Origin of the sequence: Nocardiopsis sp. Huas11, assembly GCF_003634495.1 — a bacterium.
Lineage (GTDB): Bacteria > Actinomycetota > Actinomycetes > Streptosporangiales > Streptosporangiaceae > Nocardiopsis.
Genome location: NZ_RBKY01000001.1, coordinates 934423 through 948035, shown reverse-complemented (window position 1 = coordinate 948035; position 13613 = coordinate 934423). Strand labels below are relative to the sequence as shown.

Annotated in this window: 9 protein-coding genes; 8 read left to right on the top strand and 1 reads right to left on the bottom strand. The window is 71.9% G+C overall.

What is annotated here, in order from left to right; genetic code table 11:
• Positions 1 to 9: 9 nt before the first annotated feature.
• Positions 10 to 1350, bottom strand: coding sequence for a 4-aminobutyrate--2-oxoglutarate transaminase (gabT, locus tag DFP74_RS04170; protein ID WP_121180487.1), 1341 nt, complete (start codon positions 1348 to 1350; stop codon positions 10 to 12).
• Positions 1351 to 1515: 165 nt separating this feature from the next.
• Here gabT and DFP74_RS04165 point away from each other — a divergent pair, with 165 nt between their 5' ends.
• From DFP74_RS04165 to DFP74_RS04130, 8 genes are all read left to right on the top strand, one after another.
• Positions 1516 to 2952 (top strand): PucR family transcriptional regulator, encoded by a 1437-nt coding sequence (locus DFP74_RS04165; RefSeq protein WP_121180486.1) that lies wholly within the window; start codon positions 1516 to 1518, stop codon positions 2950 to 2952.
• A 138-nt stretch (positions 2953 to 3090) separates the two neighbouring features.
• Positions 3091 to 6246, top strand: a complete 3156-nt coding sequence (locus tag DFP74_RS04160; RefSeq protein ID WP_121180485.1) for a DNA helicase — start codon at positions 3091 to 3093, stop codon at positions 6244 to 6246.
• A 289-nt stretch (positions 6247 to 6535) separates the two neighbouring features.
• The gene (locus DFP74_RS04155; protein ID WP_121180484.1) at positions 6536 to 7420 is read left to right on the top strand and encodes an Fpg/Nei family DNA glycosylase; all 885 of its coding nucleotides are present in this window, start codon (positions 6536 to 6538) and stop codon (positions 7418 to 7420) included.
• Positions 7421 to 7537: 117 nt separating this feature from the next.
• Positions 7538 to 8557, top strand: coding sequence for a LacI family DNA-binding transcriptional regulator (locus DFP74_RS04150; protein ID WP_121180483.1), 1020 nt, complete (start codon positions 7538 to 7540; stop codon positions 8555 to 8557).
• A 189-nt stretch (positions 8558 to 8746) separates the two neighbouring features.
• A complete protein-coding gene (locus DFP74_RS04145; RefSeq protein WP_121180482.1) occupies positions 8747 to 10459 on the top strand; it encodes an ABC transporter substrate-binding protein in 1713 nt (570 codons plus the stop codon).
• A 301-nt stretch (positions 10460 to 10760) separates the two neighbouring features.
• Positions 10761 to 11756, top strand: a complete 996-nt coding sequence (locus tag DFP74_RS04140; RefSeq protein WP_121180481.1) for an ABC transporter permease — start codon at positions 10761 to 10763, stop codon at positions 11754 to 11756.
• A complete protein-coding gene (locus DFP74_RS04135; protein ID WP_121180480.1) occupies positions 11753 to 12661 on the top strand; it encodes an ABC transporter permease in 909 nt (302 codons plus the stop codon). The genes DFP74_RS04140 and DFP74_RS04135 overlap by 4 nt, the downstream gene beginning before the upstream one ends.
• On the top strand, positions 12661 to 13611 hold the full coding sequence (locus DFP74_RS04130; protein WP_121180479.1) for an ABC transporter ATP-binding protein: 951 nt from the start codon (positions 12661 to 12663) through the stop codon (positions 13609 to 13611). The genes DFP74_RS04135 and DFP74_RS04130 overlap by 1 nt, the downstream gene beginning before the upstream one ends.
• Positions 13612 to 13613 lie beyond the last annotated feature (2 nt).

The window sequence follows — 13613 nt, the reverse complement described above, 5'->3', positions numbered from 1 at the left end:
AGCAGGGCCCTAGGAAAGCCGGGCGAAGCCCTCGGCCAGGATGTCCAGGCCCTCGTGCAGGAGGTCGTCGCCGATCACCAGCGGCGGCAGCATGCGCACGACGTTGCCGTAGGTGCCCGCGCTGAGCAGCACCAGGCCCTGGGAGTGGCAGTAGGACAGGACCTTCGCCAGCGCCTCGGGGTCGGGCGTCTTGTCCTCACCCTTGACCAGCTCGATCGCGACCATCGCGCCGCGTCCGCGCACGTCACCGATGACGTCGTACTTGGCGGCGAGCTCGCGCAGGCGGCCCAGCATCAGCTCGCCGATCTCCCGGGCGCGGCCGACGAGGTCGTCGGACTCGATGGCCTCCAGCGCGGCCAGCGCGCCCGCGCAGGCCGCCGGGTTGCCGCCGTAGGTGCCGCCCAGGCCGCCGCCGTGCACGGCGTCCATCAGCTCGGCGCGGCCGGTCACCGCGGCCAGCGGAAGACCGCCCGCGATGCCCTTGGCCGTGGTGATCAGGTCCGGGACGATGCCCTCGTGGTCGCAGGCGAACATGTCGCCGGTGCGCGCGAAACCGGTCTGCACCTCGTCGGCGACGAACACGATGCCGTTCGCCCGGCAGAACTCGACGACGGCCGGCAGGAACCCGGCGCCGGGCTCGATGAACCCGCCCTCGCCCTGGATCGGCTCGATCACCACAGCGGCGACGTTCTCGGGGCCGATCTGCTTGGTGATCTGGTCGATGGCCTGGGCCGCGGCCTCGGGCCCGCAGTTCTCCGGCCCGGTCGCCCAGCGGTAGGGGTAGGCCATCGGCACGCGGTAGATCTCACCGGCGAACGGGCCGAAGCCCTGCTTGTAGGGCATGTTCTTCGCGGTCAGGCCCATGGTGAGGTTGGTGCGGCCGTGGTAGGCGTGGTCGAAGACGACGACGGCCTGGCGCCCGGTGGCGCTCCGGGCGATCTTGACCGCGTTCTCCACGGCCTCCGCGCCCGAGTTGAGCAGGATCGACCGCTTCTCGTGGTCGCCCGGCGTGACCCGGTTCAGGGCCTCGCACACGTCCACGTAGGCCTCGTAGGGGTTGACCATGAAGCAGGTGTGCGTGAAGCGGCCCATCTGCTCGGAGGCCCGCTCCACCACGCGGGGGTCGGCGTTGCCGACGTTGGTCACCGCGATGCCGGAGCCGAAGTCGATGAGGGCGTTGCCGTCGACGTCCTCGACGATGCCGCCGCCGGCGCGCTCGACGTAGACGGGCAGGACACTGCCCACGCCCTGGGCGACGGCGGACGCGCGGCGCTCCTGGATCGCGCGGCTCTTCGGGCCGGGGATCTCCGTGACGATCCGACGGGACTGGACGACCTCGGTCGTGGCCATGCGGCTGCCTCCTTCTGGGCGGGCTCGGGGTGGGGCATCGGTTCCGACCCGCACGACACTAGGCCGGTCCGCACACGGCACACATGGACACGGTGGATAATCGAACCAGGGACCTGTGCCAATGCGGCAGGGTCCGGGCCGCCGAGTACGTGGAGGGGAGGGCCGATGCCGCCGACCCTGGGCGCGCTGCTGCGCACGCCCACTCTGCGCCTGTCCCTGCTGACCGGGCACGAGGGCCTGGACCGCAGGGTGGAGTGGGTGGCCGTCAGCGAGCTGACCGACCCCACGCCCTACCTCGCGGGCGGCGAACTCGTCCTCACCACCGGCGTGCGCTGGGCGGACGTCGCGCCCGATCCGCGCGAGTACGTCCGCCGCCTGGCCGAGCGCCGTGTGGCGGGACTCGGCTTCGGGGCCGGCGTGGTGCTGGAGCGCACCCCCGAGCCGTTGCGCGAGGCGGCGGCCGAGTTCGGCCTCGCCCTGGTCGAGGTGGCCCGGGAGACCCCGTTCATCGCGGTCGGCAAGGAGGTCTCCCGGCTTCTCGCCAAGGAGGAGTACGAGGGTCTGACCCGGGCCTTCACCGCGCAGCGGGCGCTGACCCGCGCCGCGCTGTCGGGGGCCGCCTCGATCGTGGACCGCCTGGCGCGTGAACTCGACGGGTGGGTGCTGCTGCTGGCCGCCGACGGCACCGTCCGCCACGCCGCGCCCGAGGGCGCCGCCGGGGCCTCCGCCGTGGTGACCGCCGAGCTCTCCCGCCTGCGCGGAGCCGGGCCCCGCGCCAGCGTGTCCCTGACCGAGGACGGCACGCACGTGTCGGCCCAGCCCTTGTCCGCGGGGCGCCGGGTGCGGGGCTTCCTCGCGGTCGGGACCGGGCGCAGGCTCGGCTCCGACGACCGCACCCTGGTCAACGCGGCCGTGTCCCTGCTGTCCCTGGAACTGGAGCGCACCGCGCCGGGCCTGGGCTCCGCGTGGGGCGAGGGCGTCCTGACGGCGCTGGTCACCGGAGCGCTGGACCCCGGCTCGCCCGGCGCGGCGGGCCTGCGGCGGCTGCTCCCGCCCGAACCCGTCGTGGTGGCCCTGGCCGCCGGACTGGGCGTGTCCGCCCCGGCCGAAGGGGTGCTCGCCACCGAGCACGAGGGCCGGGGCCTGCTCCTGGCCCCCGCCGACACCGCGGACGAGGTGCTGGGGGAGGCCCTGGAGGGTCCGGTCGGGGTCAGCGAGGCCGCCGGCTACGGCGACCTGGCCCCCGCCCTGTCCCAGGCGGAGCGTGCCCTGGAGGCGGCCGAGGAGGGCGAGGACGCGCTGGTGCGGGCGGGGGACTTGCCGGGCGGGCTGCTCGGACTCGTGGACACCCCGGCGGGCGCGCGGATGGCCGACGACCTGCTCGCCCCGCTGACCGGGCAGCGCACCTCCGTCGAACTGCTCGCCTCCCTGCGCGCCTACCTCGCCGCCTCGGGCCGCTGGGACACCGCGGCCGACGCCCTGGGGGTCCACCGGCACACCCTGCGCTACCGCATGCGCCGCATCCGCGACCTGCTGCCGGGGGACCTGGACGATCCCGACTACCGCGCCGAGCTCTGGATCGCCCTGCGCGTGCGCGGCTGACCGGCATCACGCAGGGTGAAAGTCGGGACGTATTCCGGCATTCCAGGGATCTCGCACGAGCCCGTCCGCGACAATGGAGCCTGCTAGCAGGGGGTAGTCGCGCGGTCACTCTGTTCGCGCGCGAGGCCGGGGGTTGTTGTGAGGTCACTGCGGGACGACGAGGACGAGACCGGAGGCCTGGGGGCCACGGTGGTCGGCGCGGTCGGAATCCGACCGGTCACCCAGGTCACCCGCTCGGGCGTGGGGAAGGCGGCGCTGCGGTGGAAGCCGCCGATCGACCGCTCCGAGGTCCGGTCCCTGCTGTCCTACCTGCGCGCCTGCCTGAGCCGCGAGGCCGTGCACACGCACGAGCTCCGGGCCGAGCACGTGGACTCCGACACCTGCGCGTGCCTGCCGACGGGCCCCGAACTGCTGTTCAGCGGGGCGCGCGAGACCCTGCCGCTGCATCCGGAGTCGGCGCGGGTCCTGCGCCTGTCACTGCGCCGGGGCCAGGCGCTGCGCTACGGCTATCCCTTGGTGGTCGTCGGCGAGGGGGCGAACCGGGCGGCGCTGCCGCTGCTCACCGTGGACGTGCGGGTGGTCGACGACCTGGAGGCGGCCACGGGGACCTACGACCCCACCGGCGCGCAGGGTCCGCTGGTCCGGCCGGTCGGCCCGCCCGACGTCAACTGCGCGCTGCTGCGGCGCCTGGGCATCACCGATCCCGAGGACCTGTTCGAGCTGCGGACCAGGCTGCGCACCGGAGCCCCGGACACCGTCCGGCGGCCCGCGGCCGTCGCCGAACTCGCGGCCAAGGTGCGCACCCTGCTCAGCCGGTTGGAGATCGAGCGGGTGGACGACATCGACCCCCTCGGCACCCGGGGCGTGCCCCGGGTCATGGACACCGGCGCGCACAACGTCGCCGTGGTCTTCCGGGCCGGCCCGGGCGGCCAGTTCGACACCGACGACCCCGAACCGGGCGGTGTCGAGGGGATCCTGGCCGACCTCGACCCCGCCGACCGCGACGGGCTCGACCCCGACGAGCTCGGCGGGACCGCGCTGGAGTCCCTGCTCGGCCGATCCTCCGGCGCGGGCGGCCCGCTTGCCGCGGCCGCGGGGCCCGACACCCGGTCCCACGGCCGGCGCCGACGCGGCCGGACGGGCCGAGGCGCCGCGCGCGCGGCGCCCGACCGCCCGGACGGGGAGGCCGCCGAGCCGGGCGTCGTGCACGACACGCCCCCCATCGCCGCGACGGCGCTCACCCAGTCCCAGTCCGCCGTCGTGCGGTCCGCCATGCACGAGCAGCTGACGGTGGCGGCGGCCCCGCCCGGCAGCGGGATGGCCGACCTGGTGGACGCCCTGGTGCGCACGGCGGTCGGCCACGGCCAGCGCGTACTGGTCTGCGCCGCCTCCGATGACGACGTCCGGGAGGTCCTGCGCCGGGCCGGGCACGCTCCAGCGCACCCCGTGGTGCGTATCGGCGGGCCGAGGCAGCGCGCCGCCGAGATCCGCCTGCTCGAAGGGCTCCTGGCCGACCACACCGACCCGCCGGCGGACGGCGCGGGCACGCCGACCTCGGCGGAGGAGGCCGCGCGGCACCGGCGCGATCTCGCCGAGGCCTGGGCCCGCATCGAGCAGGTGTGGCGGACCATGGACACCATGGCCTCCGGCGGCCACGCGCTGGCCCGGCTGGCGGTCGAACGCGTCCACGGCATCGCCCAGGGCTGGGACCCCGACCGGCTCTTCACCCCCGAGCACGGCGGCCCGGAGTACTGGCTGCACCGCGCCGAACGGGCCAGGGCCGGCGGCCTGACGGGCCTGCAGCACCGGACCGCCATCCGCCGCGAGCTGGGCGTGGCGACCGATGCGGAGACCCTGGTCCGGCTGTGCGCGGTCGCGCGGATGGAGAGCGAGTGGCGCGCGGCCGTCGACCGCCGCACGGGCTGCGCGCCGCTGGGCCGGCTCACCGCGGAGCTCGCCGAGGCGGGCGACCGGCACCGGCGGTCCGGGGCGGCCTGCCTGCGCGCGATGACCGAACCCCGGCTGCGCCGGGGCCGGGCCGCCATCGAGAACCGCCTGGAGACGCTGAACTGGCACCACGGGAGCGGATGGCCGGGTCTGGCCACCCTCCTCGACACCCTGCCCGCGTGGGTGTGCCGCACCGACCACGCCCGGTCCCTGCCGCCGACGGCCGGGCTGTTCGACCTCGTGGTCGTGGCGGGCGCCGAGCGCACCCGGGTCGCCGAGCTCCTGCCGGTGCTCTACCGGTCCACGCGCGCCGTGGTGATCGGCGACCCGGCCCACCCGGGGCCGACGAGCACGCTGGAGCCGGACGAGGAGCGGCGCGCCCTGTCGACGGCCGGGATCACCGCCGACCAGCTGGAGGCCCGCGGCCTGCGGCACGGCTACGGTTCGGCGCTGCGGGCGGCCTACAAGGCGGCCCCGCCCCTGCTGTGGCTGGACGAGCACCACGGGGCCTCGCCGGAGCTCGCCGAGATCGCCTCGCGGCGCTGCTACGGCGGTCGCGTCGCGGTGCGCACCGCCCCCGACGTGTCGGGCCGGGAGGCAGTGGACTGGCGCGACGTCGCCGGTACCTGCGAGGCCGCGCCGGGCGCCTCCTACATCAATCGGGACGAGGCCTACCGCGTGCTGGTGGTCGTGGACGAACTGGACGCGCAGGTGCCGCCCGGCACGACGATGGCGGTCGTGGCGCCCACCCAGCCGCAGGTGGCGCTGATCCGGCGGCTGCTGGACAAGCGCGTGCTCCGGCACGAGGTCCGGGTGGGCGGCGCCGACCTGCTCGGCGGTGACGGCGACACCGTCGACCTGACCGTCCTGTCGCCCATGCTGGCCAAGGGGTCGCCCGCCATCGCCGAACGCCGGGTCCGGCGGATGAACCACCTGTGGTCCGGTGTCCTCACCCGTACCCGTCGCCTGGTGGTGGTCGGCGACCGCGCCTACTGGTCCGGCGACGACGGCCCGCTGGGGGACCTGCTGGCCGGCGCGGCCGAGGCCGACGCCGTCGGGACCGATCCGGCGCGCGCCGCCCTGGCCGACCGGTTGCGCGAGGCCGGGACCAGCGTGCTCACCGGGCAGGCGGTCCAGGGCTGGACCACGGACCTGGTGGTGGGCTTCGGAGCCCGGCGGCTGCTGCTCCTGCTGGACCGCGAGTCCCACGGCCGCGGCCTGCGCCACCTGGTCGAGCGCGGTGAGGCGCTCAACCGCACCACCGGCGACCCCGTCGTGGTGGTGCCCGCCTGGCGCTGCCTGGCCGACCCGGAGGCCCTCGTCGACGAGATCCTGTCCGCCCATTAGTGTTTCCCATGAGTGTTTCTTGCCGTTCGGCCCACGGGTGTCCAGGGGGTTGGACGTAGGCCGTTCAGGTGGCGTGACCACAGGGGTAGTAGTGAGGGGCGCGCCAGTGTTCTGCAGGAGGAGACGGGGCCGCGGCAGGATGGACCGCGCCGCAGGCGTCCGTTGAGGGTGGTGGCGGGCGACGGGCGGGATTGCGAGCCAGTCAAGTCGACGACGAAGAACACTGGCCTCCAGCGCCCCGAATGCGCGTCCGAGCTTGCGAGGGCGCCAGAAAAACAGGGGGCCGGAGTTGCCTGAGGGGCACACGCTGCACCGCTTGGCGGCGCACTTCGACAAGGCCTTCGGGGGCACGGCGGTGCGCGCGTGGAGCCCGCAGGGGCGCTTCGCCGAAGGGGCCGCGCGTGTGGACGGCCGTGTGCTCACCGAGAGTGAGGCGCACGGCAAGCACCTGTTCCTGGGTTTCGACTCCGGAGAGTGGGTGCGGGTCCACCTGGGGCTGTACGGGGCGTGGACCTTCGGCGACGCCGACGGCGAACGGCACCTGGGCGCGCCCAGGGCCGAAGGCGGCGGCCGCCTGGACCTGACGCGCGACGCGGAGGGCTTCGTGGTGCCCCCGGAACCGGTCGGGGCGGTCCGGGTCCGGTTCGTCAACACGACCGGCTGGGCCGACCTGCGCGGCGCCTCGGTCTGCGAGGTCATCACCGGGGACGAGAAGGCGGCCGTCCAGGACCGGCTCGGGCCCGACCCCCTGCGCGAGGACGCCGACCCCGACCGCGCCTGGCGCGCGGTGCACCGGTCGCGCACGAGCATCGCGGCGCTCCTGATGCGCCAGGACGTGGTCGCGGGAATCGGCAACATCTACCGCGCGGAGTCGCTCTTCCGCGCCGGGCTGGACCCCCTCACCCCGGGCCGGGACCTCACCCGTGACCAGTGGGAACGGCTGTGGACGGACCTGGCCGCACTGCTGCGCGACGGCGTCCGCGACGGCTACATCATCACCACCCGCCCCCAGGACCGGCCCGATCCCGACGCCCGGCCGGTGCCCCGGCCCGACACGCTCTACGTCTGCTACCGGACCGGTGAGCCCTGCCGTGTGTGCGCCTCTCCCGTGGCCGCGCGCGAGCTGGCGGGACGCACGCTGTACTGGTGCCCCGGATGCCAGGGCGGTCACTGACCGTTCCGATCGCGGCCCCGACTCCCGTTCGCGCCCCTGGCGGCGCGAGTCGCGTGCGTTACAATCCCATGCCGTCTGCTTAACCGGTTCAGCAAAGGAGGCGAAGTGGGGGCATTAATGCGGCGTCCGACCATCATGGACATCGCCAAAGCGGCGGGGGTGTCCAAGGGGGCGGTGTCGTACGCGCTCAACGATCGGCCGGGGGTCTCCAAGGCGACCCGCGCCCGCATCCTGGCGATCGCGCACGATCTCGGGTGGGCGCCCAGCAGCACCGCGCGGGCGCTCTCGCCGGGTGGCCGCGTCGGCGCCCTGGGCCTGGTGGTCGACCGTCCGGCGCACTCGCTGGGCGTCGAGCCGTTCTTCATGCAGCTGGTCTCGGGTATTGAGGCCGAGCTCGCCGCCACCGGAACGGACCTGTTGTTGCAGGTCACCGAGGACGCGGAAGCCGAGTTGGCGGTGTATCGCCGCTGGGCGGCCGAACGTCGGGTGGACGGGGTCATCCTGGTCGACCTGCGCGTCGACGACGCCCGTGTCGCCCTCGTGGAGGACCTGGCGCTGCCCGCGGTCGTGCTCGGCGGGCCCGACGGAGCCGGCACCCTGCCGTGCTTGTACAGCGACGACGCCGGCTCGATGCGCGAGGTGGTGCACTATCTGGCCGCCCTCGGGCACGAGCGTATCGCACACGTCTGCGGCCCAGGCGGCCTCGTGCACTCGCGGGTGCGGTCGCAGGCCTTCGAACGGGCGGCGTGCGAGGCCGAGCTGCACGAGGCGTTCACCATCGAGGCCGACTACACGGGCGAGGCCGGGACGCGGACCACGCGCAAGCTCCTGGCCAGGTCCGATCGTCCTACCGCACTGGTCTACGACAACGACCTGATGGCGGTGGCCGGCCTGGGCGTGGCCCGGGAGATGGGCGTGGACGTGCCTTCGGGGCTGTCCATCGTGGCCTGGGAGGACTCGGTGCTGTGCCAGCTGGTCAGGCCGTCGCTGACCGCGGTCTCGCGGGACGTGCCCTTCTGCGGCGGCGAGGTGGCGCGGATGCTGGCCCTGGCCGTGGCCGCCGAACCCCTGGAACCCCGTGAGGCACCGAGAGGGGAACTGCACCCGAGGGCCAGCACAGGCCCCCGGAGAGCATGACCGGCACCCATCGCTGCTGTTACAAGGCCATAACAGCGAAGTGTCTGGGATTGACGGCGTTCGTCCGAGCATGTTGTTGTTAACGTCACTTACCCGGTTCAGCAAACGGCCCATCCCGGCATCGTCTGGGAGCGCTCCCAGCTCTAGGGGACCCCCCCACGGGCCGTCCGGGTCGAAGGAGGAGTCGAGATGAGATCGCTGCGGCTACCGGCGGCACTCGCAGCACTGGCCATGGCGGCCACTGCCTGCTCGAGTGGCGGCGGAGAAGATGACGGCAACTCGGGGTCCTACCCCCGAGAGGAGACGCTGTACACGACGGGCACCGCCTGGGGCCCACCCGTCAGCTGGAACCCCATGATGAAGGGCCAGTACGCGGTCGGCACCATCGGCCTGGCCTACGAGCCGCTCTTTCTCTTCGACTCGGCCGAGGGCGAGTACGTCCCCTGGCTCGCCGAGAGCGACGAGTGGACCGCCGACAACGTGCACGAGATCACCCTCCGTGAGGGCATCACGTGGACCGACGGCGAGCCCCTCGTCGCCGAGGACGTGGTCACCACGCTCGAACTCGGACAGGTGGAGGGCGTTCCCTACAGCAACGTGTGGGACTACGTCGAGTCCGTCGAGGCCGTCGACGACCTGACCGTGGCGGTCACGTTCTCGGAGTCCCGTCCGCAGGAGTGGATGAACTGGGCCTACACCAACCCCATCCTCCCCGCCCACATCTGGTCCGAGATGTCCGACACCGACATCATCGAGAACCCGATGGAGGACCCGGTCGTCACCGGCCCCTACGTCTACGACACGCACGCCGACGACCGCATGGTCTGGCAGCGCAACGACGACTGGTGGGGCGTCGAGGCCCTCGACATGGACATGGACGCGCGCTACATCGTGGACATCGTCAACGCCTCCAACGAGGTGACGATGAACATGCTGTCCCAGGGCGAGGTCGACCTGTCGAACAACTTCCTCCCGGGCATCGACCAGGTGCTGGAGGGCGACGAGACGCTGACCAGCTTCTACGACAGCGCCCCGTACATGCAGAGCGCCAACACCGCCTGGCTCGTGGTCAACCACGACCGTGAGCCGATGAACGACGTGAACTTCCGTCAGGCGCTGGCCCACTCGATCGACATGCAGGCGATCATCGAGGGCCCGTACTCCAACCTGGTCGAGGGCGCCAGCCCGACCGGCCTGCTCCCGGCCTGGGACGAGTTCATCGACCACGAGCTGGTCGCCGAGGAGGGCTTCACCTTCGACCAGGACGAGGCCGTCGCGCTCCTGGAGGAGAACGGCTACCTCGACGAGGACGGGGACGGCTTCGTCGAGACGCCCGACGGCGACCCCATCGAGCTCACCCTGCAGGTGCCGTCCGGTTGGACCGACTGGATGGAGTCGGCCCGTCTGATCGCCGAGCAGGCCCAGGCCATCGGCATCAACGTCACCGCGGACTTCCCCGAGTTCGACCTGCTCGTCGACAACCGCAACGCCGGTGAGTTCGACATGCTCATCAACAACGAGCGCCAGCAGAGCAACACGCCCTGGACCTACTACGACTACCTCTTCCAGCAGCCGGTCCAGGACCAGCAGACCACCGTCAACTTCGGTCGGTACGAGAACGAGGAGGTCTGGAGCCTGGTCGAGGAGTTCGCGGCCCTGCCGGTCGACGACATCGAGGGCCAGGTCGAGCTCAGCTCGCAGATCCAGGAGGTCCAGCTGACCGAGCTGCCGGCCATCCCGCTCTGGTACAACGGCCTCTGGGCGCAGCACAGCACCAACCACTGGACGAACTGGCCCACCGAGCACGACGACACGCCGAACTACCCGGCGGCGCTCTGGAACGGATGGCTGGAACTCAGCGCCGTGCAGATGCTCGCCGAGCTCGAGCCGGCCGCCGAGTAATCGAGGCCGGGGCGTCAGGAGCTCCCACCTCCCGCCCCGGCCGATCCCTGCCCCGGCTGGACCGCGACCCCCGTGACGAGCCAGTGCGGCCGTCACGGGTCCGGTCCGGCCGGGGCCGTGTCCCGGTGGGGCGCGAGCCGCCCCCCTCGGCGCCCGCCCCACGAGGGACGCCCTGGATTCCGCACCGAGGAGCCGCCGCCGGGGCGACGAGGAACCCACCGCGTCCCGAGCCCGGAACCCACTCCACGAGGTCCGGGCCACGGGCCCCTGACCGTCCGCCGCCATCACCCTGGAGGAAAGTGTGTGGCGCTACATCGGCCGCAAACTGGCCGTCTACCTGCTGACGTTCGTCGTCGCGGTCACGATCAACTGGATGATCCCCCGGTTCATGCCGGGCGACCCCATCCGGAGCATGCTCTCCCGCGCCTCGATCAGTGACCCCGAGGCGCTCGAACGCATGAACGCCTACTACAACGAGCTCTTCGGACTCGACACCCCGCTGTGGCAGCAGTACCTGAGCTTCTGGGCCGGACTGTTCCGCGGTGACCTGGGGATCAGCATCATGCTGTACCCCGAGCCGGTGACCGACATCATCCTGCGGGCGGTTCCCTACACCCTCGCGGTCCTGCTGCCAGCGATCATCCTGAGCTGGATCGTCGGCAACCGCTTCGGCGCCTTCGCGGCCCGCAGCAAGGTGCTGGACAACACGATCCTGCCGATGGGCTACGTCCTCACCGCGACGCCGTACATGTGGCTGGCCCTGCTGCTCGCCTGGACCTTCGCCGTGGTGCTCGGCTGGTTCCCCGTCGCCAACGGCTACAGCTTCTCCCTGATCCCCGCGTTCACGTGGGAGTTCATCTGGGACCTGGTCATGCACTGGTTCCTGCCGTTCCTGTCCATGTTCGTCGTGGCGCTCGGCGGCTGGGCGATCGGCATGCGCAACATGATCATCTACGAGCTGGAGGCGGACTACTCCAACTACCTGCAGGCGCTGGGCGCCCCCCGCAAGCTGATCCGCCGCTACGCGTTCCGCAACGCCATGCTGCCGCAGATCACCGGCCTGGCCGTCCAGCTGGGCACGATCATCGCCGGAGCCCTGCTCACCGAGATCGTCTTCAACTACCCGGGTCTGGGCTCCCTGATCCTCGACTCCCTGACCAGCCGCGACTTCTTCCTGCTCCAGGGCATCTTCCTGTTCGTGGTCGTCGGAGTCCTGATCGCCAACTTCATCATCGACATCGTCTACGTCCTGGTCGACCCGCGTACCAGGGTCCAGATGACAGGAGGAGCGGCATGACCAACGTCGCCGGCGCCCCGGGCGCCGATGGGGCCGCCGCCCCCGAACCGATCGGGGAGCGCAAGATCTCCGAGACCCTGCACTTCGCACGGCGCAACCCCAAGCTCCTCATCGGGTCGAGCATCGTCCTCGTCCTCCTGCTCATCGGGCTCATCGGCCCCTTCTTCGTCAGTGACGACCCCAACGCCTACGTCGGTCCGAAGAGCCAGCCGCCCAACGGCGAGTACTGGCTCGGCACGACGAGCTTCGGCCAGGACATCTGGGCCCAGTTCGTCTACGGTGTGCGCTCCACGTTCCTGATCGGCGTGTTCGGCGGCGGCGTCGCTTTCGTCATCGGTACCACCGTCGGCTTCGTGGCCGGGTACAAGGGCGGGATCGTCGACGAGATCCTCAACATGCTCACCAACGTGGTCCTGGTCCTGCCCACCATGGTCGTCCTGATCGTGGCCGTGGCCTACCTCGACGCACGCGGCATGGTCGTCCAGGGCCTGTTCATCGGTCTGACCTCGTGGCCGTGGGCCGCGCGCGCGGTGCGTTCGCAGACCCTGTCCCTGGCGACCCGCGACTTCGTCGACCTGGCCCGGCTCAGCGGACGGCGCACCTGGCGGATCATCACCACCGAGGTCGCTCCGAACATGAGCTCCTACCTGGTGATGACCTTCATCCTGCTCTTCGGCAGCGCGATCCTCATCGCCGCCGGCCTGGACTTCATCGGCCTCGGCCCGACCAACGGCGTCTCGCTCGGCCTGATGCTGGAGAGCGCGGTCGCCTGGAGCGCGCTGCAGCTGCAGATGTGGTGGTGGTTCATTCCGCCGGGCCTCGGCATCACCACGATCGTCGGTTCTCTGTACATCCTCAACGTGGGTCTGGACGAAGTGTTCAACCCCAAGCTGCGGGAGCTGTGATGACCCTGCGCGTCAAGGACCTCAAGGTCTACTACCAGACCCTGCGCGGGGACGTCCACGCCCTCGACGGAGTCACCTTCGACCTCGCCGACGGCGAGATCATGGGCCTGGCCGGCGAGTCGGGCTGCGGCAAGTCCACCCTGGGCAAGAGCCTGATCCGGCTGGACTCCCGGATGCGCCACGTCGGCGGGACGATCGAGCTGGACGGCAAGGACGTGCCGATCGCCGACGACGACGCGATGGTGCCCTTCCGCTACCACGAGATCTCCCTGATCCCGCAGTACGCGATGAGCGCGCTCAACCCGACGCGCAAGGTCGGGAAGATGATCAACGAGCTGCTGCGCTCGCGCGGGCTCCGTCCGGCCGACATCGCCGAGGAGCTGCAGCGCCGACTGGAGCTGGTCGGCCTGGACACCGACGTGCTCAACCGGTTCCCGATCGAGCTCTCCGGCGGGATGAAGCAGCGCGTGGTCATGGTGATGTCCACGCTGCTCAACCCGTCGCTGCTGATCGCCGACGAGGCGACCTCGGCGCTGGACGTGTCCACGCAGCGCTCCGTGGCCGAGTCGATGGTGGAGTTCCGCGACCGCGGCTACGTCAAGAGCATGGTGTTCGTGACCCACGACATCTCGCTCGTGTACCAGATGGCCGACACGATCATGGTGATGTACGCGGGCCGGATCGCGGAGAAGGCTTCCACGAGCACGATCATCAACAACCCGCAGCACCCGTACACCAAGATGCTGATCTCGGCGCTGCCCGAGGTCGGGTCGACGGCGGACCAGGCCCGCCTGGAGGGCATCCCCGGCACACCGCCCGGACTGCTCCACCCGCCGAAGGGCTGCCGGTTCCAGGACCGCTGCCCGATGGCGTTCTCCAAGTGCTCCGAGCAGCCGCCGCTGCTGGAGATCGAACCCGGCCACTGGGCCGCCTGCTGGAAGACGGGGTGAGG

Excerpts from the sequence above, each read along its gene's own strand:
- gabT (WP_121180487.1), bottom strand. The coding sequence starts at position 1,350 with ATGGCCACGACCGAGGTCGTCCAGTCCCGTCGGATCGTCACGGAGATC.
- DFP74_RS04165 (WP_121180486.1), top strand. The coding sequence starts at position 1,516 with ATGCCGCCGACCCTGGGCGCGCTGCTGCGCACGCCCACTCTGCGCCTG.
- DFP74_RS04150 (WP_121180483.1), top strand. The coding sequence starts at position 7,538 with ATGCGGCGTCCGACCATCATGGACATCGCCAAAGCGGCGGGGGTGTCC.
- DFP74_RS04145 (WP_121180482.1), top strand. The coding sequence starts at position 8,747 with ATGAGATCGCTGCGGCTACCGGCGGCACTCGCAGCACTGGCCATGGCG.
- DFP74_RS04135 (WP_121180480.1), top strand. The coding sequence starts at position 11,753 with ATGACCAACGTCGCCGGCGCCCCGGGCGCCGATGGGGCCGCCGCCCCC.
- DFP74_RS04130 (WP_121180479.1), top strand. The coding sequence starts at position 12,661 with ATGACCCTGCGCGTCAAGGACCTCAAGGTCTACTACCAGACCCTGCGC.